The following is a 25819-nucleotide window of genomic DNA, read 5'->3' as shown; positions in this document are numbered from 1 at the left end:
GCGGGCACACGGTGTGCGTGCCCGCCGCCCGGCCTCACCGGTCAGTCCTGGTGGACGTCAGTCCTGGTGGACCTTGTTGACGCCCGCGCCGCCGGACAGGGTGTCGTTGCCCGCCCCGCCGTACAGCGTGTCGTTTCCAGTGTTGCCGTAGATGGTGTCGTCGCCCGCGAGGCCGTACAGGGTGTCGTTGCCCCTGCCGCCGTAGAGGTCGTCGTCCTCGGGTGTGCCGCGCACGAGGTCGTCGCCGTCGTCGCCGTACAGGCTGGCGTAGTGCCCGTCGGCGTCGGCGACCGGTGTGAGGGTGTCGTTGCCCGCGCCGCCCCGGCAGGTGTAGTCGCAGCCGGCGAGGATGGTGTCCTCGCCGTCGCCGCCGTCCGCGCCGCGGATCCAGGTGCCGTCGACGCCCTGGATGCGGTCGTCGCCCGCTCCGCCGCTCAGGTGGTTGGCGTACCTGCCCGTCAGGACGTCGTCGCCGTCACCGCCCTCGATCGTGCCCTGCGCGCTGCCGGCGCCGGCCGTCGCGGTGTCGTTCCCGTCACCGAGGTCGACGTCGTACTGGTTCGAGTCGTCGGAGCCGAGGGGGGCGGGTTCCAGGCACTGGACGACGGTGTGGTCGGTCGCCGACGGGTAGGTGCACCCGTCGTAGCCGATGGTGATGTCGGCCCGGTCGCGGAAGGTGATGAGGTAGTCCTCCCCCTGCTCGTCGGGGTCGACGTCGATGACCTCGCTGGAGATCTTCAGGTCGTTCACCTGTCCGGGAACGGCCAGGTACCGGATCGAGCCGTCGTGACGGGTGACGGACGCCGAGACCGCGGTGTCCGCCCGGGCGACGGGCGCCAGGAGGGCGGCGCCGGTGAGGGTGAGGCCGAGGGTGGTGGCGGAGAGGAGTCGTAAAGCGCGCATGCGGAAGGGACCCTTCATGGGAGTCGTGGAGGTCATGGAGGTGTGGGTTCACGCCGTGCCGACGGGGACCACCGCGGGGCGGTCGCGGGCACGGTCCGCCGCCGGTGACGCGTTCACACGGCGGGCGGACGGTTGACGGGGCGCATCATCGGGCGGTTGATCGGACCGCCCGGTGTGGCCTGTGCGACGAGTGGGACAGGTGTTGTCTCCACTCACCCGGTGAGACCCGGAACCGGGGACGGTGGTTGTACGGGAAACCGTCTTCTCTTCCTCGAATCCGCAGGTCAGCTGCGCCGCTAGCCGTCCACGGTGAGCAGCGCGCGACGACCGCTCGACGACCGTGTGAACAGCGCCGGTCGGCGCGTGGACGTTCGTCCGGCCGCTATGCCTGGGTGACCCGCTCGGCGACCCCCTTCTCGATCGCCACCTCCACCTTCAGGGCGCCGGTCTTCGCCGTGTCGTCCAGTTCGTCGGGGGTGCAGCGCTCGGTCTCCGGCTTCTCGGGGTCGCCGCAGATCTCGCCGCCCGTGATCAGCGTGTCCTCGGCCACCCAGAAGGCGCGGTCGCCGACGAGGAGCTTGCCCGGCGCCAGGTAGGTCAGCGTGCCGGTGAAGACGCCGTCCGCGCCGGCCGGCGGTGCCGAGGCGTCGCCGCCTCCGCCCTCCGGGGCGAAGACCCTGGTCGCGATGCCCTTCGCCATCACCACCTCGACCCGGACGTTCCCGGCCCGGGCCGCGTCGTCCAGCTGGTCGGCGGTGCACTTCTCCGCCCCCGGCGTCTCGGGATCGCCGCATATCCCGGCGCCGGTGATCTCCGTGTCCTCGGCCACCCAGAACGCCTGCTTGCCGACCAGCAGCTTGCCGGGCGCCAGATAGGTGAGGGTGCCGGTGAACGTGCCGTTCACGCCCTTGCCCGCACCGGCCTGCGTGGGACCGGAGGAGCCGGCCGGGGTGTCCGGGGCGGACGGGCCGGAGGAGGAGGCGGAGGGGGCCGAGGAGGAGTCGGCACCGGCAGCGGAGTCCTCGGGGCCGCACGCGGTGAGGAACAGCCCCGCGGCCGCCAGGAAGCCGACGGCGGCGAGCGTACGGGAACGGGTGCTGGTGCGGCGGAGAGACATGGCGGGTGCCCTTTCGGCGGCGTGGCGTCACGTGCTGGTCGTCGAGCTCGACCGGTGCGTCGGGCTCACCCCGTTAAATGCCGCACGCCGGGTGGTGGTTCACCGGCCGTCGCCGCTGTTGCACGGCCAGGATCAATCGCCGGTATCTGTTACAGAGGCGCGGATACGGGCGCCCCGGCTCTCCGCGACGCGGTGCACGTCCGTCAGTGCCTCGGTCAGGCGGGCGGCCAGATAGCGGAGCTGGTCCGCGGTGGCCCGGCGGTCGGCGAGCAGCTCGGCGGCGTGGCCGAGGAGTTCGGCGGACATGTCGAGCTGCACGCTCTCGACGCGGTCCGCGATGCGGGTGAGGGGGCCGGTCCCGTCTCCCACGAGGTAGCAGGGTCTGCCCTCCTCGCCGGTCCACGGCAGCAGGCGGACCGAACGGACCGTCGCCGCGGGATCGCCGGCGTCGGCGCCGGCGCCGGTCACGCGGACACCTCCACGCCGTGGATCCGCCGCGGTCCGATGTCGACGCCGCGCGTGGCGAGCCACAGGGCACGGCGGCGGGCCCGCTGCTGCCGGGCCTCCTCGCGGCGTTCGTGCTCCACGAGGTAGGGCCGGACCATCACGTGGTCCTCGCCCCGCAGGGGACGGCAGCCGGTGCGGCGGGTGGTGCGGGCCGGGGCGTCGGGAAAGGCACGGTGCCGGCCCCGCCCGGACGCCTGCTCCGCCTCCGTGCCCTTCGGCAGGCGGTGGCGTCCCGATCCGGGAAACAGCAGCCGCAGCAACGGTTCGACGAACCGGACGATACGGTGGCTCATGTCATCAACTTCCTTGTGCAGGTTGGTGACCACGCCCCCGGACCGGTCGCGCGGTCGCGGGGGTATCGCTGTGCGTAGCGAACTCGTCACAGTGTGCTGCGTGTTCGGCTAGCCTCGCCAGAGGGCGGGATGTGACCAGGCATTTGTCACAAAGGAGTGGCCATGACCAGCACGTACGGTGACTGGCTCAAGCAGCAGCGCGAGACGGCGGGGCTGACGCAGCAGGAGCTGGCGGACGCGGCGGTCATGACGCGTTCGCACATCTCACACATCGAGGCGGGCCGCCGCATCCCGTCGAAAGAGGACGCACGACGCCTGGACAGGGTCCTGAACACGGGGAACGTACTGAGCAGCTTCTTGCCCGCGGAGGACGCGGCGGTCGCCGACTACTTCGAGGCGGCCCGCCTCCTCGAACAACAGGCGGTCATGATCCGCGAGTTCGCCCTGTCGTTCGTCCCCGGAATCCTCCAGACGGAAAGGTACGCACGTGCGGTTCTGAGCACGTCGTTCCCTCCGGCGGGTGAAGATGAATGTGACAGGCGCCTTGTCACACGCCTTGAACGGGCGAAGATCCTCGACGATCCGGTGACGCCGGTGGTGTGGGCGCTGCTCGACGAGGCGGTGCTACGACGGATCGTAGGCAGCCCCGCCGTCATGGCGGAGCAACTCACCCACCTGGTCCGCTTGGTGGAAAGCGGGCGAGTACGCGTGCATGTAGTCCCGTACGGAGCCGGCGCCTACCACCTGCTTCAGGGCATGCTCACGCTGCTGTGGTTCGAGGACCAACCGCCGGTGGCGTACTCGGAAGGCGTCCAGGTGGGCAAACTGCACGACTCCCCCACCGTGGTCGCCCGGCTCCAGAGCGCCTACCATCTGGCCCTGAGTGACGCGCTGTCACTGAAGGAGTCTCTCGCCATGCTGAAAGCCGTAGCGAAGGAATTCGGACACGATGCCTGACCAGAGCGTCCCCGACAGTGTCATAGCAACCGGCTGGCGCAAGTCGTCGTACAGCGGCCCCGAAGCCGGCAGCTGCCTGGAAGTGCTCGACGGCCACCCGGCCGGCGTGCCCGTGCGGGACTCCAAGGACCCGCTCGGTCCCGTCCTCCTCTTCTCCGCGAGCGGCTGGGCCTCGTTCGTCCTCGGCGTCAAAGCCGAGGGCGACCCCGTTCACAGCTGAAGCCCAGGTCGGCCACAGCCCGCGCCAAATCCGGCCGCGCACGATGACCTCGTGACATCTGCCACCGATCCCTACCCCCACGCCCCCGAGGCCGTCGCCTCGCCGCCGCCCGCGAAGACGCCCCGCTGGTCGCTGCCCGTGCTCGCCGCGATCCTCGTGCTGGCCGGCGTGCTGTACTCCTGGAACCTCTCCTCCGCCAGCCTCAACAGCTTCTACAGCGCCGCCGTGCTCAGCGGCACGCAGAGCTGGAAGGCGTGGTTCTTCGGCTCGCTGGACGCCGGGAACTTCCTGACCGTGGACAAGCCACCCCTCGTCCTGATGGTGATGGGGCTGTCCTGCCGCGTCTTCGGCTACGGCACCTGGCAGATGATGCTGCCGCTCGTCGCCGCCGCCCTCGGCACGATCTGGATCCTGCACTCCTCGGTCAAGCGCGTCTGGGGGCACGGCGCCGCCGCCGTCGCCGCGCTCGTCCTCGCGCTCACCCCGATCACCGTCGCCATCAACCGCGACAACAACCCGGACACCCTGCTCGTCCTGCTCATGGTCGGAGGCGCCGCCCTCGCCCTGCGCGCCGTCCACAACGGCAAGCTGCTCCCGCTCGTCGGCGCGGCCGTGTGCTTCGGGTTCGCCTTCAACACCAAGATGCTCCAGGGGTACATCGCCCTGCCCGCGGCCTTCGCCGTCTACCTGTACGCCGCCCGGGGCGGCCTCCTCCGGCGCGTACGCAACCTCGCCGTCGCCGCCGTCGCCCTCGCCGTCTCCAGCTTCTGGTGGGCCGCCGCCGTGTCCCTCGTGCCCACCTCGTCGCGGCCGTACATCGGCGGCTCCACGGACGGCACCGCCTGGGACCTGATCATGGGCTACAACGGCCTCGGCCGCGTCCTCGGCGGCGAGGGCAACGGCGGCGGGGGCGGTGGTGGCGGAGGCGGCTTCTCCGGGACCGCCGGCCTCGGCCGGATGTTCAACGAGGTGCTGGGCGGCCAGATCTCCTGGCTCCTCCCCTTCGCCGGGATCGCCCTCGTCGGCGGCCTCGTCCTGCGCGGCCGCGCACCCCGTACGGACCTCACACGCGCCGCGCTGATCCTCTGGGGCGGCTGGACCGTGCTGCATTACCTCACCTTCAGCCTCGCCGAAGGCACCATGCACCCGTACTACACGACCGCCCTCGCCCCCGGCATCGCGGCGCTGTGCGGAGGCGGCGGGGCCATGCTCCTGAACGCCTTCCGCACGGGTGACGCCAAGCGCTGGTCCTGGGTGCTGCCCGTGGCGTTCGCCGCCACCGGCATCTGGGCCGTCGTCCTGCTGCGGCGCGCCTCCGGCTGGAACTCCTGGCTGTGGCCGACCGTCGCCGTGGTGATGGTCCTGGCGATCGTCGGACTGTTCCTCTTCCGGTCCGGGCGCCGGGCCCGTTTCCTCACCGGTGCCGTCGTCGCGGCCGTCATCGCCTCCCTCGCCGGACCCACGGCGTACGCGGCCTCCGTGACCGCGAGTTCCGGCGGCGGCATGAACGGTACGAACCCGACCGCCGGCCCCACCACCGGTGGCGGCATGGGCGGTGGCCCCGGCGGCGGTGGCGGTGGCGGCCGGGGTGGATTCCCCGGCGGTGGCCAGGCCCCCGGCGGCCGGCAGCAAGGCGGCCAGCAGGGCGGTGCGGAAGCCGGCGGCGCGGCCCCGGGCGGCGGCCAGATGGGCACGCCCCCCAACGGAGCCCCCAGCGGCGCCCCGACCGGCGCCCCGACCGGCCAGCGACAGGGCGACGGCCAGGAGCAGGGCGGCCAGACCGGCACCCCGCCGACCGGTATGGGCGGCGGAGGCATGGGCGGCGGCGCCGACAGCGCCATGACCTCGTACCTGGAGAAGCACCGGGACGGCGCCAAGTGGCTGGTCGCCGTGTCCAGTTCGCAGAGCGCGGCCCAGCTGATCGTCAGCACGAAGCAGCCCGTCATCTCCATGTGGGGCTGGTCCGGCAGCGACAGGGCGATGACCCTCGCCAAGCTGAAGGAGCTCGTGAGGAAGGGCGAGCTGCACTACATCGTGCTCGGCGGAGGCATGGGCGGAGGCGGCGGCACGGGCGGCGGTCCCGGCGGTGGCTCCGACAGCGTCAGCTCCGAGGTGACCGCCTGGGTCCAGGAACACGCCACGGCGGTGCAGGCGAGCGAGTACGGCGCCACGTCCTCGGACTCGCAGAACACCGAGGGAGCCCAGAGCACCCAGGACAGCCAGGACAGCCAGAACACGCAGACGCTCTACCGCCTCGACGCGTCCGACGTCAACTAGGGCCATCCCTGCGCCAGTTGGGGTAGACCCTGCCGCCTCGCAGCCCTCGGACCGGAAACGGCCGAGGGTTGCGTCGTATGCGAGAACGTCACACAAGCGACTCCTCCCCGTTACGCGACCGACCTCATGTCCATGCCACTCTCCCGATTGACCGAAGTGTCAACACGCGTAGAACGCGGCCCCGTCGATCCGGGGCCGCCGACTCCCGCGTGCCATTCCCGGGAAAGGGCACCCCCATGTCCGTTGCGCAGACAGGCAGATGGAAGGCGCTGGCGACCGGCGTCTCAGCCGTTCTCGTCGGTCTCACCCTCCCGACGGTCGCCGCGACCCCCGCCGCGGCCACCGGCACCGGCACCGGCACGAGCATCAGCACGAGCGCGACCGCCGCCTACGACGACACGTACTACGCGGGCGCCATCGGCAAGACCGGCACGGCCCTGAAGAGCTCGCTGCACACGATCATCAGCGACCAGACGAAGATCTCGTACTCCGCCGTCTGGGAAGCGCTCAAGGTCACCGACCAGGACCCGAACAACAGCGCCAACGTGGTCCTGCTGTACTCCGGCATCTCCCGCAGCAAGACCCTCAACGGCGGCAACACCGGCAACTGGAACCGCGAACACGTGTGGGCCCAGTCGCACGGCGACTTCGGCACCTCGGCCGGGCCCGGCACCGACCTGCATCATCTGCGGCCCGAGGACGTCCAGGTCAACAGCATCCGCGGCAACAAGGACTTCGACCTCGGCGGCAGCAGCTTCACCAACAGCGGCGGCAGCCTCACCGACTCCAACTCCTTCCAGCCCCGCGCCGCCGTCCGGGGCGACGTGGCCCGGATGATCCTCTACATGGCCGTCCGCTACGAGGGCGGCGACTCCTGGCCCGACCTGGAGCCCAACGACGCCGTCTCCAACGGCAGCGTCCCGTACCACGGCCGTCTCTCGGTGTTGAAGCAGTGGAACGAGCAGGACCCGCCCAGCGCCTCCGAGACGCGCCGGAACGAGCTGATCTACAGCAACTACCAGCACAACCGGAACCCGTTCATCGACCACCCCGAGTGGGTCGAGGCGATCTGGTAGACCGGCGCAGGCCACCACCGCTGAGGTGGACCGACGGTGAAGGGCGTTGAACTCCCCGTGGCGAACAGGGAGTTCAACACCCCACCTGTCTCCTCGGTTACGAATCCATGACATCGGGGCGTACAACTGGGGGCCCTCCGATCGAGTCAAACCCTGTGAACGTGGCATTCCGCGAGCAGAAGCGGAACTCGGCCGCGACCGACTCGAAAGGCTCCCGCATGTCCCGAGCACACCGCAGCACTCGTTCCACCCGCCTCACCGCACCTCTGGCAGCCGCGGTGCTGCTCGCCGGCGGATTCGGCGCCTTCGCCCTCACCGCGGGAACCGCCCAGGCCGCCCCGGCCGCGGACGCGCAGGACGACTTCAACGGCGACGGCTACGCCGACCTGGTCGTGTCCGCCCCGGACGCCACCATCTCCAGCAAGGCGAAGGCGGGCTACGTCGCCGTCACGTACGGCTCCGCCACCGGCGTCTCCCCCGCGGACAGGAAGCTCATCAGCCGTTCCACCAGCGGCGTCCCCGGCTCCGCCGTCGCGAACGAGCGCTTCGGGACCACCTTCAGCAAGGGCGACCTGGACGGCGACGGCTTCAGCGACCTGGTGATCTCCGGCGGCAAGGCCGGCTCCGTCGTCCTGTGGGGCTCCGCCTCCGGACTCACCGGCGGCACCGCGATACCCGGCTACGGCCAGTCCCCCACCACCGGTGACTTCGACGGCGACGGCAGGACGGACCTCGCCCTGTTCGCCCAGCAGTCCGTCGCGGGCGACGACCCCACGGACGCCACCGCCACCGTGTGGAAGGGCCCCGTCTCGCGTGCCGGAGCGCCCACCGCCACCCTGCCCTTCCTGAAGTCCGGCTCGATCAGCGGTCCCGTCAGCTCCACCGAGACCGGTGACGTCAACGGCGACGGCAAGGACGACATCGTCGCCTGGACCTACTCGGGCGACGGCGTCTGGGGCAACCGCCTGCTGCTCGGCGGCGGCAGCACGGGCTTCACCACCGGCTGGACCCCCGCGGAAGGCGCGGGCACCGTCGTGGGCACCGGCGTCGGGGACGTGAACAACGACGGGTTCGACGACGTCGTGGTCGGCAACTACTGGAGCGGCGACAAGGTGCAGCTCGCCTTCGGTTCGGCCTCCGGCCTGTCCGAGGACCGGGTCCAGATCTTCGACCAGGACCTGCCCGGCTTCCCCGGCGTCGAGGAGGAGGGTGACGGGATCGGCAGCACGGTCTCGATCGGTGACGTCAACGGTGACGGCTTCGGCGACATCGCGCTCGGCCTCCCGGGCGAGGACATCGGCGACGTCTACGACGCCGGTTCGGTGGCCCTCGTGCCCGGCAGCGCCTCCGGCGTCACCGGCGCCGGTACGCAGACCTTCCACCAGGACACCGCCGGGGTCCCCGGAGTCGCGGAGGCCGACGACCAGTTCGGCATCAGCAGCGCGCTCCTGGACGTGGACGGCGACGGCCACCTCGACCTCGCGGCCGGCTCGACGGCCGAGAACGACGAGAACGGCGCGGTCTGGGTGCTGCGCGGCACCGCGAGCGGCCTCACCGCCACGTCGTCCGTCGCGTTCGGCGCCGGTGACCTCGGCGCGCCCGCCACGGACGCGCACTTCGGGTCGTCGCTGCGCTGACCGGCCGGCCCGGCGACGGGGGATGCGGTGGGGCGGCCGGGTGCCGCCCCACCGTCATGTCCGCGAACTCGGGTCCCGGTCCAGGTGCGTCGGCGCGAACATCCGCAGCACCGCCGGCAGTACGACCACCGAAGGGCCCGGCGTGGCGAGGGACTTGGCGAGGTCGTCGGCGAGGGTCTCCGGAGTGGTCCGTACGCCCGGGACGCCGAAGGACTCCGCGAGTGCCACGTAGTCCGGGCGGGACAGCTCGGTCGCCGTGGCCGTGCCGAAGGCGTCCGTCATGTACTCGCGCAGGATGCCGTAGCCGCCGTCGTCGACGATGAGCCAGGTCACGTCCAGGTTGTGCTGCCGGGCGGTGGCCAGCTCGGCGACGGAGTAGAGCGCGCCGCCGTCGCCGGAGACCGCGAGGACCGGCTGGGTGGGGTCGGCGACCGCGCCGCCGATCGCCGCCGGGAAGGCGTAGCCGAGGCCGCCCGCGCCCTGGGCGGAGTGCATGGTGTTGGGGCGGCGGGCGTCGAAGGCGGACCACGCCCAGTAGGCGAGGATCGTCATGTCCCAGAAGCTCGCCGACCGGTCCGGCAGCGCCTTCCGGACGGCGGCCAGCACCTGCTGCTCCAGGGTGAGTTCCTGCGCGTCGATGCGCTCGCGGACCAGGCCGAGCACGGTCCGTACACGGTCCGCGGCCGTCGTGTCCTGTCGTCCCGGCACGGTCTCGGGCAGGGTCTCCAGGAGCGCCGACAGGGCCAGGCGGGCGTCCGCGTGGATACCGAGCGCCGGGTGGTTGGACTCCAGCTTGCCGAGGTCGGCCTCGATCTGGACGACCCGGCCGCGGGGTTCGAACGTGTGGTAGTTCGAGGACAGTTCGCCCAGCCCCGAGCCGACGACGAGGAGGACGTCGGCGTCCTCCAGGAAGTCGGTGGTGTGCCGGTCCTCCAGCCAGGACTGGAGCGAGAGCGGGTGGTTCCAGGGGAAGGCGCCCTTGCCGCCGAAGGTCGTGACGACCGGCGCGTCCAGCCGCTCGGCGAGCTGCCGCAGCTTGCCCGACGCGTCGGCGCGGACCACTCCGCCGCCCGCGATGATCACCGGGCGGGCCGCGTTCGCCAGCAGGTGGGCGGCCACGGCGGTCAGTTCGGGGCGCGGGGGCAGGTCGTGGGGCGCCGCGTCCACGGCCGTGACGACGGGCAGCGTCGTCTCGGCGAGCAGTACGTCCTGCGGGATCTCCACCCACACCGGTCCGTGCGGGGCGGTCAGCGCCGACTCCCACGCCCCGGCGATCGCCGAGGGGATCTGCGACTGGGTACGGACCGTGTGGACGGACTTCACCACGCCCCTGAACGAGGCTTGCTGGTCGGGTAGTTCATGGAGATAGCCGCGCCGGCCGCCGCCGAGTCCCGCGCTCGGGACCTGGCTGCTGATGGCGAGGACGGGCGCGGACGCCGCCGCGGCCTCCTGGAGCGCGGCCAGCGAGGTCAGGGCGCCCGGCCCGGTCGACAGGAGCAGCGGGGCCGCCTCGCCGGTGATCCGGCCGTAGGCGTCCGCCGCGAACCCGGCGTTGTTCTCGACGCGCAGGCCGAGGTACGCGAGGTCGGAGCGGCGCAGCGCGTCGAACATGCCGAGCGCGTGCTGCCCCGGCAGGCCGAAGACGGTGGTCGCGCCGAGACCGGCGAGGGTCTCCACGACCAGGTCTCCGCCGGTGCGTCCGGGCGGCGGGTCGAGGGCGGCCTGCGTCTGCGCGGCGGTCGGGCGGAGCACCAGGTCGTGGTCGTGGGTCACTGCGCTCGGGCCTCTGCAATCTGGCGGGACATGATCGTGGTCAGCTCGTACGCCGTGTGGGAGGCGGCGACGGAGGTGATCTCGGCGTGATCGTACGCGGGCGCGACCTCGACGACGTCCGCGGAGACCAGGTGGCAGGAGGCGAGGCCGCGCAGGATCTCCAGGAGTTCGCGGGAGGTCATGCCGCCGGCCTCGGGGGTGCCGGTGCCGGGCGCGTGGGCCGGGTCGAGGCAGTCGATGTCGATGGAGATGTAGAGCGGGCGGTCGCCGATGCGCTGCCGCAGCTGGTCGGCGACCTCGTCGGCGCCGCGCCGGTAGATGTCGGCGGAGGTGACGATGCCGAAGCCCATCTTCTCGTCGTCGGTCAGGTCCTGCCTGCCGTACAGCGGGCCGCGGGTGCCGACGTGGGAGAGCGCCTCGGTGTCGAGGATGCCCTCCTCGACGGCCCGCCGGAACGGGGTGCCGTGCGTGTACTCGGCGCCGAAGTACGTGTCCCAGGTGTCGAGGTGCGCGTCGAAGTGCAGCAGCGCGACCGGGCCGTGCTTCCTGGCGACCGCGCGCAGCAGCGGCAGCGCGATGGTGTGGTCGCCGCCGAGGGTCATCAGCCGGGCGCCGGTGCCGAGGAGTTCGTCGGCGGCGCCCTCGATGGTCTCCACCGCCTCGTTGATGTCGAACGGGTTCGCGGCGATGTCACCGGCGTCCGCGACCTGCGCGAGGGCGAACGGCGAGGCGTCCTGCGCGGGGTTGTAGGGCCGCAGCAGCCGGCTCGCCTCGCGGATCGCGTTGCCGCCGAAGCGGGCCCCCGGCCGGTACGAGACGCCCGCGTCGAACGGAACGCCGACCACGGCGACCTCGGTGGTGCCGACCTCGTCGAGGCGGGGCAGCCGGGCGAAGGTCGCGGGGCCCGCGTACCGCGGTGTGCGGGAGGAGTCGACCGGCCCACGGGGCGTCTCGTTGCTGTTCATCGGGTGACACTCTCTTCCTTGAGTTCGGCGGCGGGCCCGGATCCGCGGCCCGCGAGGCGTTCGCGCCAGGCGGCGAGCACCGCCGCGTCGGTGGCGGGCGTGGCGAGGGAGACGATCACGTACACGGCGAGGGAGGCGAGGAGCCCGTAGTAGACGGGCTCGTTCGCGAGGATGCCGTACCCGGCCATCAGGCCGACGACCGCGAGACCGCCGACCGCGACGGCGGCGAGGGCGCCCTGTGCGGTGCCGCGTTTCCACAGCAGGCCGCCGAGGATGGGCACGAGGAGGCCGCCGACCAGCAGGTTGTAGGCGACCGTCAGGGCCTCGACGACGTTGTCAATCGCGATGGCCGTACAGATCACGGCGATGCCCATGACGAGGATGAAGACACGGTTGCCCTTGACCTCGTCGTGGTCCGCGCCCTCCGGGCCCTCCTTCCGGACGGCGCCGCGCAGCCGCGACCAGATGTCGTTGTTGGCGACGGTCGCGCAGGCGATGAGGGCGCCGGAGGACGTGGACATCACGGCGGCCAGCGCTGCCGCCAGCACCAGTCCCCGTACGCCCATGGGCAGTTCGTCCTTCACGATGGTCGCGAAGGCGTCGTCCGGGCTGGTCAGCTTCGGGTAGAGGACCTTGGCCGCCGTGCCGATGACGGCGCCGGCGAGCGCGTACACCAGGCAGTAGGTACCGGCGACGGTGCCGCCCCACTTGGCGGTGCGGTCGCTGCCCGCGGTGAAGACGCGCTGCCAGATGTCCTGCCCGATCAGCATGCCGAACGTGTAGATCAGCACATAGGTGAAGATCGTCTCGCCGCCGATGCCGAGCGGGTCGAAGTACTCGGTGGGCAGCTGCGCCTTCATCTCGCTGAAGCCGCCCGCCTTGACCACGGCGATGGGCAGCAGCAGGAGCAGCACGCCGATCGTCTTCACGACGAACTGCACCATGTCGGTGAGGGTGATCGACCACATGCCGCCGAGCGTCGAGTACGCCACGACGATCGAGCCGCCGAGGACGATCGCGACCGTGCGGTTCATGTCGAAGAGGACGTCGAAGATGGTGGCGTACGCGATGGTCGACGTCACCGCGAGCATCAGGGTGTACGCCCACATGACCAGGCCCGAGATCACCCCGGCCCGGCCTCCGTAGCGCAGGTCGAGCATCTCGGAGACCGTGTAGACCTTCAGGCGGGCGATGCGGGCCGAGAAGAAGAGGGAGAGCGCCAGGAGGCCGAGGCCGATGGTGAAGACCATCCAGGCGCCGGAGAGCCCGTACTGGTAGCCGAGGCCGACGCCGCCGATGGTGGAGGCGCCGCCGAGGACGATCGCGGCCATCGTGCCGGAGTACATCGTCGGGCCGAGGCGCCGTCCGGCGACCAGGAAGTCGCTCTTGGACTTGGCGCGGCGCATGCCCCACCAGCCCATGGCCAGCATTCCGGCGAGGTAGACGACGATCACTGTGTAGTCGACGGCCATGGGGCCCTCCTTCGCGCTCTCGGTGGCCACCCTGACGTTAGGTGGCCGGAAAGCAGCGCTGAAGTGTACGTTTCATCCACTGTCACCGCGCCGGATGGAGGAAACGTCCAGCATGCCGGACGCCGCCGCCCCCACTGTCCCGCCCACCCCACCGGTCGCGCTCGCCGCCCTGCTGGGCCGGGACGACCTCGGGCTGCGGCAGATCGCGGGCCCGCGTGATCCGGCCACGGTGATCCACTGGGCGCACACCTCGGAGATGGCGGACCCGTACCCGTATCTGCTCGGCGGAGAGCTGCTGCTGACGGCGGGGGTGCACATTCCGGAGGCGGCCGGGTCGGGTACCTACTTCGACGCCTATGTGTCGCGGATCGTCGAGGCGGGGGGCGCCGCCCTCGGCTTCGGGGTGGCGCCGGTGCACGACACGGTTCCGCGGGCCCTGGTCGAGGCGTGCGACCAGCACGGCCTGCCGCTCCTTGAGGTGCCGCCCCGCACGACCTTCTCCGGCGTGGCCCGGGCGGTCTGGCAGCTCATGGCCCGGGCCCGGCACACCGAGCTGCGCCGCGTCACGGAGGCCCAGCAGAGCCTGGCCGCCGCCGCGGCCCGCCCCGACCCGGTCCCCTCGGTGCTGCGGCAGCTGGCCCAGCGGGTGGGGGGCCGGGCCGCGCTGTACGCGCCGGACGGCGGGGAGGTGGCTTCCGCGGGGCGGATGCCGGCGGCGGGAGCCGGGGTGGAGGTGGCCGGGGCCCTCGCCGGGCTGGCGGCCGTCGTGCGGCCCGCGGGGAGTGGAGGAGGCGGGAGCGGGGCCGGGCCCACGCCGTCCTCGGCGAGTGACACGGTCGCCGGGGTGCATCTCGCCGCGTACGCGCTCGGCACCGGCCAGGGTTTCGTGCTGGGCGTGGCGGCTGCCCGCCGGGACCCGGGGGACCACACCATCGCGTCCGTGGGCGCGGTGCTGCTCTCGCTCCTCACCGGGGAGCACCAGAGCGGTACGGGGGCGGCCCGCTCCTCCGCGCTCGTACGCCTGCTGCTGGGGGCCGCGCCCGAGGAGGTGGCCGCCCTGCTCGGCGGCGGCGAGCGGTGGGTCGTGGTGCACGCGCGGCCGGACGGGCCGGCGCCGGACGCCGTCGCGGCGTCGGCGCTGGGTGCGGTGCTGGGGTCGCCGCTGGTGGATGTGGACGGGGACGTCGTACGGGTCCTCGTCCCGGCGGGACCGGCGGGGCGCCGTGAGCTCGCCGCGCCGGCCGGGTGGACGTGCGGGGTGAGTGCGGCCGTCGGGCCGCGCGAGTGGGGGGTCGGGGACGCGCAGGCGGGGCGGGCGCTGGCCCGGGCGAGGGCCACCCGGGCGGCGCTGGTCCGGCACGGGGATCAGCCGGGGCTCGCGGGGCTGGTCCCCGCGGCCGAGGCCGCCGCGCACGCCCGTACGGTCCTGGCGCCGATCGCGGACAACCAGGCCCTCACGGAGACGCTCCGCATGTGGCTGTCCCTGCACGGGAGCTGGGACCGTACGGCGGTGGCGCTGGCCGTGCACCGCAACACGGTGCGGCAGCGGGTCGCTCGCTGCGGGGCCCTCCTGTCGGCGGACCTGGACGACCCGGACACCCGCATGAACCTATGGTTCGCCTTGACCCACACCTAACCGCCTCCCGCCCCCGAACCCCCGGTCCTCAAACGCCGGACGGCTGAAGGAGAGGGCAGGGGCGCAGCCCCGCCCTCAAGGGGCGCGGGGAACTGCGCGACCAGCCCCCACCGGGCCGGCACCCGGCGACGCACCGCACCAGAGCCGGGGCGCAGCCCCGCTCCTCAGGGGCGCGGGGAACTGCGCGATCAGCCACAGACGGCCCGCACTCGGCGAAACCACCCAAACCGACCAACCCCGAGACAAACCCCCGCGGGACGCGAGTCCCACGGTTCGATACCCGGCGCCACCCAGCGGAGCACACCGGCAGAATGGGGGTATGCCGATACCCGGGACCCCCAGCCGCGCCGACCTCCTCGACCACCTCGTACAGACGCGTATCGCGGGCGACGTGGCCACGCCCCGCGAGAACAACCTCTCCCACTACCGCAAGCTGGCCAACGGCGACCGCAACTACTGGCTCGGCCTGGAGCTCGGCGACCGCTGGACCGACGAGCAGGACGTCCTCGCGGTGATGGCCGAGCGGTGCGGCGTGAACGACGACCCGGAGTACCGGTACGGCCAGGACACCATCGACCCGGAACTGACCGTGGACGCGCTGGACCGCATGGCGAGCCGCCTCCGCAAGGCCGTCGCCGGCAGACAGCGCGTGCTCTTCGCCACCGGCCACCCCGGCGGCCTCCTGGACGTCCACCGCGCCACCGCCGCAGCCCTGCGCACGGCCGGCTGCGAGATCGTGGTCATCCCGGACGGGCTGACCACGGACGAGGGCTATGTCTTCCAGTTCGCCGACGTCGCCGTCCTGGAGCACGGCGCGACCCTGTGGCACACCCACTCGGGCGAGCCGATGCGGGCGATCCTCAAGGGCCTGGAGGGCGAGGGCCGCCCCCTGCCCGACCTGGTCGTCGCCGACCACGGCTGGGCCGGCTGCGCGGGCCAGCTGGGCGTGGACTCCATGGGGTACGCGGACTGCAACGACCCCGCCCTGTTCCTCGCGGAAGCCGAGGGCACGGTCCAGGTGACCGTCCCTCTCGACGACCACGTCACCAGCCCCCGGCACTACGACCCGATGACGGCGTACCTGCTGGACGCGGCGGGCCTGACCACCGGCGGCTAGGACGCCTCACCGCGGGATCCGGACCACGCCCTCCTGGATCACGGTGATCGCCAGGCGTCCGTCCCGCGTGTAGATACGGGCCTGCCCGAGACCCCGCCCACCGGACGCGGACGGCGACTCCTGGTCGTACAGCAGCCATTCGTCGGCGCGGAACGGCCGGTGGAACCACATCGCGTGGTCCAGGGAGGCCCCGACGACGTCCCCGGTGACCCAGCCGCCGCGCCCGTGGGCGAGCAGCACGGAGTCGAGGAGCGTCATGTCGGAGACGTACGTGGCGAGGCAGACGTGCAGCAGCGGCTCGTCGATGGCGCCGTCGAGCTTGCCGTTGGTGCGGAACCACACCTGCGAGCGGGGCTCACGCGGCTGCCCGACGCTGGCGAAGGGCGGCGCGTCGACATAGCGGAGGTCGACGGCGGCCCGGGCCTCCAGCATCCGCTGCGCGACCCCCTCGTCGCCGTACGCCGCCAGGTACCGCGGCAGCATCTCGGCCGTGGTCTCCAGCGTCTCCGGATCGGGCGCGGGCGGCATGCCCGCCTGGTGGTCCATGCCCTCCTCGTACGTCTGGAACGACGCGGAGAGGTGGAAGATCGGCTGCCCGTGCTGGACGGCGACCACCCGGCGGGTCGTGAAGGACCGGCCGTCGCGGATGCGGTCGACGGTGTAGACGATGGGCGCGCCCGGGTCCCCGGCGCGCAGGAAGTAGGCGTGCAGGGAGTGGGCGAGCCGGTCCGCGGGGACCGTGCGCCCCGCGGCGACCAGTGCCTGCGCCGCGACCTGCCCGCCGAAGACGCGCGGGACGACGGCGAAGCGCGACTGGCCGCGGAAGATGTCCTGCTCGATCCGCTCCAGGTCGAGCAGATCGAGCAGGGACTGAAGTGCCTGACTCATGCGTCAGTTGTACCGTGCAGTCGTTTCCCGGATGTTCTCGCGCGCCCTACAGGCCCATGTTCTTGGCGATGATCGACTTCATGATCTCGCTGGTGCCGCCGTAGATGCGGTTGACGCGGTTGTCCGCGTACAGGCGGGCGATCGGGTACTCGTTCATGAAGCCGTAGCCGCCGTGCAGCTGGAGGCAGCGGTCGATGACGCGGTGCGCGACCTCGGTGCAGAACAGCTTCGCGGAGGCGGCCTCGGCGGCCGACAGCTCGCCCTGGTCGAGGGCTTCCAGGGCGCGGTCGGCGACGGCCTGGGCGGCGTCCACCTCGGCCTGGCAGGCGGCCAGCTCGAACTTGGTGTTCTGGAAGTGGGAGACCGGCTTGCCGAAGACGGTGCGCTCCTGCACGTACTCCTTGGCGAAGCGGACGGCCGCCGCGGCTTGGGCGTACGCGCCGAACGCGATGCCCCAGCGCTCGGAGGGCAGGTTGCCGCCGAGGTAGTAGAAGCCCTTGTTCTCCTCGCCGAGGAGGTCCTCGACGGGCACCTTCACGTCGACGAACGCCAGCTCGGCGGTGTCGGAGACCTTCAGGCCCAGCTTGTCGAGCTTGCGGCCGATGGAGTAGCCCTCGGCCTTGGTGTCGACGGCGAACAGCGAGATGCCGTAGCGGCGGTCCTCGGCCGTCGGCGCGGAGGTGCGGGCGCAGACGATCACGCGGTCGGCGTGCACGCCACCGGTGATGAAGGTCTTGGAGCCGTTGAGGACGTAGTGCGTGCCGTCCTCGGAGAGCTTCGCGGTGGTCTTCATGCCCGCGAGGTCGGAGCCGGTGCCCGGCTCGGTCATCGCGAGGGCCCACATCTCCTCGCCGGAGACGAACTTCGGCAGGAAGCGCTTCTTCTGCTCGTCGGTGGCGAGCGCCTTGATGTAGGGCAGGCCGAGCAGCACGTGCACCCCGGAGCCGCCGAAGGACACACCCGCGCGGGCGGTCTCCTCGTACATCACGGCCTCGAACTTGTACGAGTCGATGCCGGCGCCGCCGAACTCCTCGTCCACGCGGATGCCGAAGACGCCCAGCTCGGCGAGCTTGTAGTAGAAGTCGCGGGGCGCCTGGCCTGCCGCGAACCACTCGTCGTAGACCGGGACGACCTCGGCCTCGATGAAGGCGCGCAGGGTCTCCCGGAACGCCTCGTGATCCTCGTTGAACACCGTACGGCGCACCGCGCCCACCTCCGCCTGGCTCAAGATTCCGTGTCTAAGCGCTTGCTCAGGACCACGTTACCGGCCGGTCACGACCGTCGTCCAGACCAGGCCACCCCGCTCTCCCGAGACGCTCGTCACGCCCCGGGGTCTCCTGTCGCCGCTGCCGCCGCGAGGGCCCCCCTCGCCATCCGGTGCAACAGCTCCGCCGTGCCCGCCCTTCCCGGCAGCGCCCCCGGCCGCCCCAGGTGTGGCGTGGAGTTCAGGAGCCCGAAGACCGAGTGCACGGCCGAGCGGGCGCTCGGTTCGGCGAGGGCGGGATGGATCTCGCGGACCACCGACACCCACAGTTCGACGTACTGACGCTGGAGCTGCCGTACGAGCTTGCGGTCGCTGTCCCGGAGGCGGTCCAGCTCCCGGTCGTGCAGGGTGATCAGCGGGCGGTCGTCGAGCGCGAAGTCGATGTGCCCCTCGATGAGCGAGTCGAGGAGCGCCTCCGGGTCCCCGCCGGACTCCGCCACCCGGAGCTTGCCGCCGGTCAGCAGCTGCTCGCTGATCCCCACCAGCAGTTCGGCGAGCATCGCGTCCTTGCCCGCGAAGTGCCGGTACAGACCGGGACCGCTGATGCCGACCGCCGCGCCTATCTCGTCCACGCCGACCCCGTGGAAGCCGCGCTCGGCGAAGAGCCGGGCGGCCTCCTTGAGGATCTGCTCGCGACGGGTGGGGGCGTCGGTTCTGGTGGCCATGGAGGCAATTCTAGACAGGAGGGTTAGCGCTCGTTAACCTGAACGAAACGCGTTAACGCTCATTAACTTGTTGCGTGAGGGGACCGCAGGATGCACGAAGCACCGGAACTCCACAGCGCGGCCGATCCCGCGTCGGAAACCTTTCGGGGCAACGAGGCGGCACACCGCGCACTCGTCGACGAGCTGCGGCACAAGCTGGCCGCGGCACGGCTGGGCGGCGGTGAGCGGGCCCGCGCCCGGCACACCGCCCGCGGCAAGCTGCTGCCGCGCGACCGCGTGGACACCCTGCTCGACCCCGGCTCACCGTTCCTGGAGCTGGCCCCGCTGGCGGCCGACGGGCTGTACGAGGGGCAGGCCCCCGCGGCGGGCGTCATCGCCGGTATCGGCCGGGTCGCCGGACGCGAGTGCGTGGTGGTCGCCAACGACGCCACGGTCAAGGGCGGCACGTACTACCCGATGACGGTGAAGAAGCACCTGCGCGCCCAGGAGGTGGCGCTGGAGAACCGCCTCCCCTGCGTCTACCTGGTGGACTCGGGCGGTGCCTTCCTGCCGATGCAGGACGAGGTGTTCCCCGACCGCGAGCACTTCGGCCGGATCTTCTACAACCAGGCCCGGATGTCGGGGGCGGGCATCCCCCAGATCGCGGCCGTCCTCGGCTCGTGCACGGCCGGCGGGGCGTACGTCCCCGCGATGAGCGACGAGGCCGTCATCGTGCGCGGGCAGGGCACGATCTTCCTCGGCGGCCCTCCCCTGGTGAAGGCCGCGACCGGTGAGGTCGTCACGGCGGAGGAACTGGGCGGCGGCGAGGTCCACTCCCGGGTGTCCGGGGTCACCGACCACCTCGCGGAGGACGACGCGCACGCGCTGCGCATCGTCCGCACGATCGTCTCCACGCTGCCCGGCCGCGGCCCCCTGCCCTGGCCGGTCACGCAGGGCGTCGAACCGAAGGTGGACCCTGCCGGGCTGTACGGGGCGGTGCCGGTCGACTCCCGTACCCCGTACGACGTGCGCGAGGTCATCGCGCGCGTGGTCGACGGTTCACGGTTCGCGGAGTTCAAGGCGGAGTTCGGCCAGACCCTCGTCACCGGCTTCGCCCGGATCCACGGGCACCCGGTCGGGATCGTCGCCAACAACGGCATCCTGTTCTCCGAGTCCGCCCAGAAGGGCGCCCACTTCATCGAGCTGTGCGACCAGCGCGGCATCCCGCTGGTGTTCCTGCAGAACATCTCCGGGTTCATGGTGGGCCGCCAGTACGAGGCCGGGGGCATCGCCAAGCACGGCGCCAAGATGGTGACCGCGGTGGCCTGCGCACGCGTCCCGAAGCTGACGGTCGTGGTCGGCGGTTCGTACGGCGCGGGCAACTACTCGATGTGCGGCCGGGCGTACTCGCCGCGCTTCCTGTGGATGTGGCCGAACGCCAAGATCTCCGTGATGGGCGGCGAGCAGGCCGCGTCGGTCCTCTCGACCGTCAAGCGCGACCAGCTGGAGGGGCGCGGCGAGTCCTGGTCGGCGGAGGAGGAAGAGGCTTTCAAGGACCCGATCCGCGCCCGGTACGAGACCCAGGGCAACGCCTACTACGCGACGGCCCGGCTCTGGGACGACGGTGTGATCGACCCGATGGAGACCCGCCAGGTGCTGGGTCTCGCTCTGACGGCCTGCGCTAACGCCCCGCTGGGTGACCCCCAGTTCGGCGTCTTTCGGATGTGAGGGGACGGACGACGATGTTCGACACGGTACTGGTGGCCAACCGGGGCGAGATCGCCGTCCGGGTCGTCCGGACGCTGCGGTCGCTGGGCGTGCGCTCGGTGGCCGTCTTCTCGGACGCGGACGCCGACGCCCGGCATGTGCGCGAGGCGGACACGGCGGTACGGATCGGTCCGGCCCCGGCCGCCGAGAGCTACCTGTCGGTGGAGCGGCTGCTGGCGGCGGCCGCGCGGTCCGGCGCCCAGGCGGTGCACCCGGGCTACGGCTTCCTCGCGGAGAACGCCGCCTTCGCCCGCGCCTGCACGGACGCGGGCCTGGTCTTCGTCGGCCCCCCGGCGGACGCGATCTCCCTGATGGGCGACAAGATCCGCGCCAAGGAGACGGTCCGGGCGGCCGGGGTCCCGGTGGTACCGGGCTCCTCGGGCAGCGGGCTCACGGACGCCGAGCTGGCCGGCTCCGCGCGGGAGATCGGCATGCCGGTGCTGCTGAAGCCGTCGGCGGGCGGGGGCGGCAAGGGCATGCGCCTCGTGCGGGACGCGGCGCTGCTGCCCGACGAGATCGCCGCCGCACGCCGTGAGGCCCGCGCCTCCTTCGGCGACGACACCCTCCTCGTCGAGCGGTGGGTCGACCGCCCCCGGCACATCGAGATCCAGGTCCTGGCGGACGGCCACGGGAACGTGGTGCACCTGGGCGAGCGCGAGTGCTCCCTCCAGCGCCGGCACCAGAAGATCATCGAGGAGGCGCCGAGCGTGCTCCTCGACGAGGGGACGCGGGCCGCGATGGGTGAGGCGGCCGTCCAGGCGGCCCGCTCGTGCGGGTACGCGGGGGCGGGCACGGTCGAGTTCATCGTCCCGGGCGACGACCCGGCCTCGTACTTCTTCATGGAGATGAACACCCGTCTGCAGGTCGAGCACCCGGTGACCGAGCTGATCACCGGCCTCGACCTGGTGGAGTGGCAGCTGCGGGTGGCCGCGGGCGAGCGACTGGGCTTCGCCCAGGACGACGTCACCCTCACCGGCCACGCGGTGGAGGCGCGCCTCTGCGCGGAGGACCCCGCGCGGGGATTCCTGCCGTCCGGCGGCACGGTCCTGCGGCTGGACGAGCCCCACGGCGACGGCGTCCGCACCGACTCGGGGCTGACCGAGGGCACGGAGGTCGGCTCGCTGTACGACCCGATGCTGTCCAAGGTCATCGCGTACGGCCCCGACCGGGCGACGGCCCTGCGGCGGCTGCGCGCGGCACTGGCGCGGACCGTGACGCTGGGGGTGCAGACGAACGCCGGGTTCCTGCGGAGGCTGCTGGCGCATCCGGCGGTGGTCGCGGGCGACCTGGACACGGGGCTGGTCGAGCGGGAGGTGGCGGGACTGGTCCCGCAGGAGGTCCCGGCCGAGGTGTACGAGGCCGCCGCGGCGGTACGCCTGGACGCGCTGACCCCCGCGCCCACCGAAGGCTGGACCGACCCCTTCTCGGTGCCGGACGGCTGGCGGCTCGGGGGTGAACCGGTTCCGGCCGCCTTCCACCTGCGGGTGGCGGGACACGAGCCCGTCGCGCTGCGGGCCCGGCCGGACACCGAGGTCACCCCGGCACGGGTCTGCGTCACCCTGGACGGCGTCCGCCACACCTTCCACCGCTCGGGCACCTGGCTCGGCCGGGACGGCGACGCGTGGAACGTACTGGACCACGACCCGGTCGCCGCGTCCCTCACCGGGGCGGCGCACGCGGGCATGGACTCCCTCACCGCGCCGATGCCCGGCACGGTGACCGTCGTGAAGGTGGCCGTGGGAGACGAGGTGAAGGCCGGGCAGAGCCTGCTGGTGGTGGAGGCGATGAAGATGGAGCACGTCATCGCCGCCCCGCACGCCGGCACCGTCACCGAACTGGACGTCGCCCCCGGCACGACGGTCGCCATGGACCAGGTCCTGGCCGTGGTCGCACCGCTGGAGGAGCAGCCATGACGACTCCCGTACCCGGCCTCCCCATGGCCGTACCGGACCCGGGCCTGCCCGCCGAGGTCCGTATCCACGAGGTCGGTGCCCGCGACGGGCTGCAGAACGAGAAGGGGACCGTCCCGACGGAGATCAAGGCGGAGTTCATCCGCCGGCTGGCCGCCGCGGGCCTCACCACCATCGAGGCGACCAGCTTCGTGCACCCCAGGTGGGTGCCCCAACTGGCCGACGCGGAGCAGTTGTTCCCGCTCGTGAGGGAGCTGGGCGCCCAGGATCCGGGGGACCCCTCCGGCCGGGCCGTGCACCTGCCCGTCCTCGTACCGAACGAGCGCGGCCTGGACCGCGCCCTGGCCCTCGGCGCGACCCGCGTCGCGGTCTTCGCCAGCGCCACGGAGTCCTTCGCCAAGGCCAACCTCAACCGGACCGTGGACGAGGCACTGGCGATGTTCGAGCCGGTGGTGACGCGGGCCAGGGCGCAGGGCGCCCACGTGCGCGGCTACCTCTCGATGTGCTTCGGCGACCCGTGGGAGGGCCCGGTCCCCGTCCCCCAGGTCGTACGGGTCTGCCGCGCGCTGCTCGACATGGGGTGCGACGAGCTGAGCCTCGGCGACACGATCGGCGTGGCGACCCCGGGCCACGTGGGCGCGCTGCTCACCGCGCTCGCCGGACAGGACATCCCGGTGTCCGCGCTCGGCGTGCACTTCCACGACACGTACGGCCAGGCGCTGGCCAACACCCTGGCGGCGCTGCGGCACGGTGTGACGACCGTGGACGCCTCCGCGGGCGGCCTCGGCGGCTGCCCGTTCGCGAAGAGCGCCACCGGCAACCTCGCCACCGAAGACCTCGTGTGGATGCTGACGGGCCTCGGCATCAGCACCGGGGTGGACCTCGGCCTCCTCACCGCCACCAGCGTGTGGATGGCCGGACAACTGGGCCGACCCAGCCCGTCCCGCACCGTCCGCGCCCTCTCCCACAAGGAGTGACCCCCATGTCCCTGGACCACCGCCTCTCCCCCGAGCTGGACGAACTGCGGCGCACGGTCGCGGAGTTCGCCCGTGACGTCGTGGCACCGAAGATCGGCGACTTCTACGAGCGGCACGAGTTCCCGTACGAGATCGTCCGCGAGATGGGCCGCATGGGCCTGTTCGGGCTGCCGTTCCCCGAGGAGTACGGCGGCATGGGCGGCGACTACCTGGCCCTGGGCGTCGTTCTTGAAGAACTCGCCCGGGTGGACTCCTCGGTGGCGATCACCCTGGAGGCGGGGGTGTCGCTCGGCGCCATGCCGATCCACCTGTTCGGGACGCCGGAGCAGAAGGCGCGGTGGCTCCCCCGGCTCTGCTCGGGCGAGCTGCTCGGCGCCTTCGGCCTGACCGAGCCGGACGGCGGCTCGGACGCGGGCGCGACCCGCACGACGGCCCGCCTGGACGAGGCGACGGACGAATGGGTGATCAACGGCAGCAAGTGCTTCATCACCAACTCGGGGACGGACATCACGGGCCTGGTCACCGTCACGGCGGTCACCGGCCGCAAGCCCGACGGAAGCCCGCTGATCTCCTCGATCATCGTGCCGTCCGGCACCCCCGGTTTCACGGTCGCCGCCCCCTACTCGAAGGTCGGCTGGAACGCCTCCGACACCCGCGAGCTGTCCTTCGCCGACGTCCGCGTCCCCGCCGCGAACCTGCTGGGCGAGGAGGGCCGCGGTTACGCGCAGTTCCTCCGCATCCTCGACGAGGGCCGCATCGCCATCGCGGCGCTCGCGACGGGCCTCGCCCAGGGCTGCGTGGACGAGTCGGTGAAGTACGCGAAGGAGCGCCACGCCTTCGGCCGCCCGATCGGCGCGAACCAGGCGATCCAGTTCAAGATCGCGGACATGGAGATGCGGGCCCACACGGCCCGCCTGGCCTGGCGCGACGCGGCCTCCCGACTCGTCGCCGGCGAACCCTTCAAGAAGGAGGCGGCGCTGGCGAAGCTCCACTCCTCCACCATCGCCGTCGACAACGCCCGCGACGCCACCCAGATCCACGGCGGCTACGGCTTCATGAACGAGTACCCGGTGGCCCGCATGTGGCGCGACTCCAAGATCCTGGAGATCGGCGAGGGCACGAGCGAGGTCCAGCGCATGCTGATCGCCCGGGAACTGGGCCTGACGGGCTGAGGACCGGGGCACCGCTGGACGGGCGGCGGAACGGGCGGCGGGGCGGCGGGGCGGAAGCATTCGTTCCGGCAGGTGGAGCCCCGCCTCATGGACAGTTTATGAGGTTAGGCTAACCTACCTTCGCATTGTCCGGTGGGTCATCAGCCCTGTTCGAAAGCAGTCACGCCATGTCCAACGCCCGTGCCAACCACCTCACCCGACGCGGCGTCCTCGCCGCCGGCGGGGCCCTCGGCCTCGGGGCCGTGCTGGCTGCCTGCGGTGACGAAGACTCGAAGAGCGGTGGCTCGGCGGACGCGACGAAGAGCGCTGCCGCCGCCGGCCCCTGGAGCTTCGAGGACGACCGCGGCACGGCGGTGAAGCTGGACAGGACGCCGGCGAACATCGTCGCCTTCACCGGCGTCGCCGCCGCCCTCTTCGACTACGGCATCGAGGTCAAGGGCGTCTTCGGCCCCACCAAGACCAAGGACGGCAAGGCCGACGTCCAGGCCGGCGACATGGACATCAGCAAGCTGACCGTCCTCGGCAACGTGTACGGCCAGTTCAACGTCGAGAAGTACGCGGCCCTCGCCCCGGACGTGCTGATCTCCACGATGTTCGACGACGCCGGCACCCTCTGGTACGTCCCCGCGGAGTCCAAGGACAAGATCTCCAAGCTCGCCCCGAGCGTCGGCATCTCCGTCTACGACCGTCAGCTGCCCGAGCCGCTGGAGCGGATGCTCGCGCTCGCCGAGTCGCTGGGCGCCGACGTGAAGGCCGCCAGGACCGTCGAGGCGAAGAAGAACTTCGAGAAGGCCGCCGAGCGGCTGCGCGCCGCCGCCAAGGCCCGCCCCGAGATCAAGGTGCTCGCCGGTTCCGCCAGCCAGGACATCTTCTACGTGTCCGGCTCGAACCTCTCCATCGACCTGGAGTACTTCAAGGCCCTCGGCGTGAACCTCGTCGAGCCGCCCGCCAAGGTCCTGAAGGCCAGCGGCGGTTGGTTCGAGAACCTGAGCTGGGAGAACGTCGACCAGTACCCGGCCGACGTCATCATCATGGACGACCGCACCGCGACCATCCAACCCGCCGACATCACCAAGGCCACCTGGAAGAAGCTGCCCGCGGTCAAGGCCGGCCAGGTCATCGCCCGCACCCCCGAGCCGATCCTCTCCTACGACAAGTGCACCCCCATGCTCGACAACCTCGCCGAGGCCATCGAGAAGGCCAAGAAGGTCGCCTGACGGCTCGCGCCCCCTGGAGGGAAGGCCGCC

The 25819-nt window shown here is 72.0% G+C and carries 22 protein-coding genes; 12 read left to right on the top strand and 10 right to left on the bottom strand.

Annotation, left to right across the window (positions count from 1 at the left end; all coding sequences use genetic code 11):
• Positions 1-57: 57 nt before the first annotated feature.
• The 4 genes from ACFYXC_RS01240 to ACFYXC_RS01225 all read right to left on the bottom strand — a co-directional run bounded on the left by ACFYXC_RS01240 (position 58) and on the right by ACFYXC_RS01225 (position 2820).
• Positions 58-903, bottom strand: coding sequence for a calcium-binding protein (locus tag ACFYXC_RS01240; protein ID WP_389545432.1), 846 nt, complete (start codon positions 901-903; stop codon positions 58-60).
• A gap of 382 nt (positions 904-1285) precedes the next feature.
• Complete coding sequence (locus ACFYXC_RS01235) at positions 1286-2020, bottom strand: hypothetical protein (protein ID WP_389545429.1); 735 nt, start codon at positions 2018-2020, stop codon at positions 1286-1288.
• 132 nt (positions 2021-2152) lie between these two features.
• Positions 2153-2488, bottom strand: a complete 336-nt coding sequence (locus ACFYXC_RS01230) for a hypothetical protein (RefSeq protein ID WP_389545426.1) — start codon at positions 2486-2488, stop codon at positions 2153-2155.
• Positions 2485-2820, bottom strand: a complete 336-nt coding sequence (locus ACFYXC_RS01225) for a hypothetical protein (protein WP_389545423.1) — start codon at positions 2818-2820, stop codon at positions 2485-2487. Before ACFYXC_RS01225 ends, ACFYXC_RS01230 begins: the two co-directional genes overlap by 4 nt.
• Positions 2821-2982: 162 nt before the next feature.
• Between ACFYXC_RS01225 and ACFYXC_RS01220 the strand changes: the two genes are divergently transcribed.
• The 5 genes from ACFYXC_RS01220 (at position 2983) to ACFYXC_RS01200 (ending at position 8987) form a co-directional block, all read left to right on the top strand.
• Entirely contained in the window at positions 2983-3777 is a 795-nt protein-coding gene (locus ACFYXC_RS01220) for a Scr1 family TA system antitoxin-like transcriptional regulator (protein ID WP_389546724.1), read from the top strand.
• The gene (locus ACFYXC_RS01215) at positions 3770-3997 is read left to right on the top strand and encodes a DUF397 domain-containing protein (protein ID WP_389545420.1); all 228 of its coding nucleotides are present in this window, start codon (positions 3770-3772) and stop codon (positions 3995-3997) included. Before ACFYXC_RS01220 ends, ACFYXC_RS01215 begins: the two co-directional genes overlap by 8 nt.
• 51 nt (positions 3998-4048) lie before the next feature.
• Positions 4049-6274: an ArnT family glycosyltransferase gene (locus tag ACFYXC_RS01210; protein ID WP_389545417.1), complete on the top strand. Its 2226-nt coding sequence runs from the start codon at positions 4049-4051 to the stop codon at positions 6272-6274.
• Positions 6275-6510: 236 nt separating this feature from the next.
• Entirely contained in the window at positions 6511-7350 is an 840-nt protein-coding gene (locus ACFYXC_RS01205) for an endonuclease I family protein (RefSeq protein ID WP_389545414.1), read from the top strand.
• 218 nt (positions 7351-7568) lie between these two features.
• A complete protein-coding gene (locus ACFYXC_RS01200; RefSeq protein ID WP_389545411.1) occupies positions 7569-8987 on the top strand; it encodes an FG-GAP and VCBS repeat-containing protein in 1419 nt (472 codons plus the stop codon).
• Between the two features lie 54 nt (positions 8988-9041).
• On the opposite strand, the gene ACFYXC_RS01195 is transcribed toward ACFYXC_RS01200, so the two are convergent.
• Genes ACFYXC_RS01195 through ACFYXC_RS01185 form a run of 3 tightly spaced genes read right to left on the bottom strand, consistent with a single transcriptional unit; the run spans position 9042 to position 13197 of the window.
• Positions 9042-10760, bottom strand: a complete 1719-nt coding sequence (locus ACFYXC_RS01195; RefSeq protein ID WP_389545408.1) for a thiamine pyrophosphate-binding protein — start codon at positions 10758-10760, stop codon at positions 9042-9044.
• Positions 10757-11725, bottom strand: a complete 969-nt coding sequence (speB, locus tag ACFYXC_RS01190; protein ID WP_388916133.1) for an agmatinase — start codon at positions 11723-11725, stop codon at positions 10757-10759. Before speB ends, ACFYXC_RS01195 begins: the two co-directional genes overlap by 4 nt.
• Positions 11722-13197, bottom strand: coding sequence for a sodium:solute symporter (locus ACFYXC_RS01185; protein WP_389545404.1), 1476 nt, complete (start codon positions 13195-13197; stop codon positions 11722-11724). The genes speB and ACFYXC_RS01185 overlap by 4 nt, the downstream gene beginning before the upstream one ends.
• Before the next feature lie 112 nt (positions 13198-13309).
• Between ACFYXC_RS01185 and ACFYXC_RS01180 the strand changes: the two genes are divergently transcribed.
• The gene (locus ACFYXC_RS01180; protein WP_389545402.1) at positions 13310-14833 is read left to right on the top strand and encodes a PucR family transcriptional regulator; all 1524 of its coding nucleotides are present in this window, start codon (positions 13310-13312) and stop codon (positions 14831-14833) included.
• A 319-nt stretch (positions 14834-15152) separates the two neighbouring features.
• Positions 15153-15950, top strand: a complete 798-nt coding sequence (locus ACFYXC_RS01175) for a phosphatase (protein WP_388916142.1) — start codon at positions 15153-15155, stop codon at positions 15948-15950.
• Between the two features lie 6 nt (positions 15951-15956).
• On the opposite strand, the gene ACFYXC_RS01170 is transcribed toward ACFYXC_RS01175, so the two are convergent.
• From ACFYXC_RS01170 to ACFYXC_RS01160, 3 genes are all read right to left on the bottom strand, one after another.
• Complete coding sequence (locus ACFYXC_RS01170; RefSeq protein WP_389545399.1) at positions 15957-16838, bottom strand: acyl-CoA thioesterase; 882 nt, start codon at positions 16836-16838, stop codon at positions 15957-15959.
• A 46-nt stretch (positions 16839-16884) separates the two neighbouring features.
• Positions 16885-18042: an acyl-CoA dehydrogenase family protein gene (locus tag ACFYXC_RS01165; RefSeq protein WP_388916768.1), complete on the bottom strand. Its 1158-nt coding sequence runs from the start codon at positions 18040-18042 to the stop codon at positions 16885-16887.
• 116 nt (positions 18043-18158) lie between these two features.
• Positions 18159-18767, bottom strand: coding sequence for a TetR/AcrR family transcriptional regulator (locus ACFYXC_RS01160; protein ID WP_388916148.1), 609 nt, complete (start codon positions 18765-18767; stop codon positions 18159-18161).
• Positions 18768-18857: 90 nt separating this feature from the next.
• Here ACFYXC_RS01160 and ACFYXC_RS01155 point away from each other — a divergent pair, with 90 nt between their 5' ends.
• The 5 genes from ACFYXC_RS01155 (at position 18858) to ACFYXC_RS01135 (ending at position 25789) form a co-directional block, all read left to right on the top strand.
• Positions 18858-20474, top strand: a complete 1617-nt coding sequence (locus tag ACFYXC_RS01155) for a carboxyl transferase domain-containing protein (protein WP_389545396.1) — start codon at positions 18858-18860, stop codon at positions 20472-20474.
• Between the two features lie 14 nt (positions 20475-20488).
• Positions 20489-22426: a biotin carboxylase N-terminal domain-containing protein gene (locus ACFYXC_RS01150; protein WP_389545393.1), complete on the top strand. Its 1938-nt coding sequence runs from the start codon at positions 20489-20491 to the stop codon at positions 22424-22426.
• Positions 22423-23400 carry a hydroxymethylglutaryl-CoA lyase gene (locus tag ACFYXC_RS01145; RefSeq protein ID WP_389545391.1) on the top strand — a complete coding sequence of 326 codons (978 nt, stop codon included), beginning with the start codon at positions 22423-22425 and terminating at the stop codon, positions 23398-23400. Before ACFYXC_RS01150 ends, ACFYXC_RS01145 begins: the two co-directional genes overlap by 4 nt.
• Positions 23401-23411: 11 nt before the next feature.
• The gene (locus ACFYXC_RS01140; RefSeq protein WP_389546720.1) at positions 23412-24572 is read left to right on the top strand and encodes an acyl-CoA dehydrogenase family protein; all 1161 of its coding nucleotides are present in this window, start codon (positions 23412-23414) and stop codon (positions 24570-24572) included.
• A gap of 167 nt (positions 24573-24739) precedes the next feature.
• The gene (locus ACFYXC_RS01135; RefSeq protein ID WP_389545388.1) at positions 24740-25789 is read left to right on the top strand and encodes an ABC transporter substrate-binding protein; all 1050 of its coding nucleotides are present in this window, start codon (positions 24740-24742) and stop codon (positions 25787-25789) included.
• Positions 25790-25819: the final 30 nt, after the last annotated feature.

This window comes from Streptomyces sp. NPDC002701, assembly GCF_042889045.1.
In the GTDB taxonomy this organism is placed as follows: Bacteria; Actinomycetota; Actinomycetes; order Streptomycetales; family Streptomycetaceae; genus Streptomyces.
Note: the sequence above shows the minus strand (reverse complement) of the source record. Positions and strands in the feature narration are given on the sequence as shown.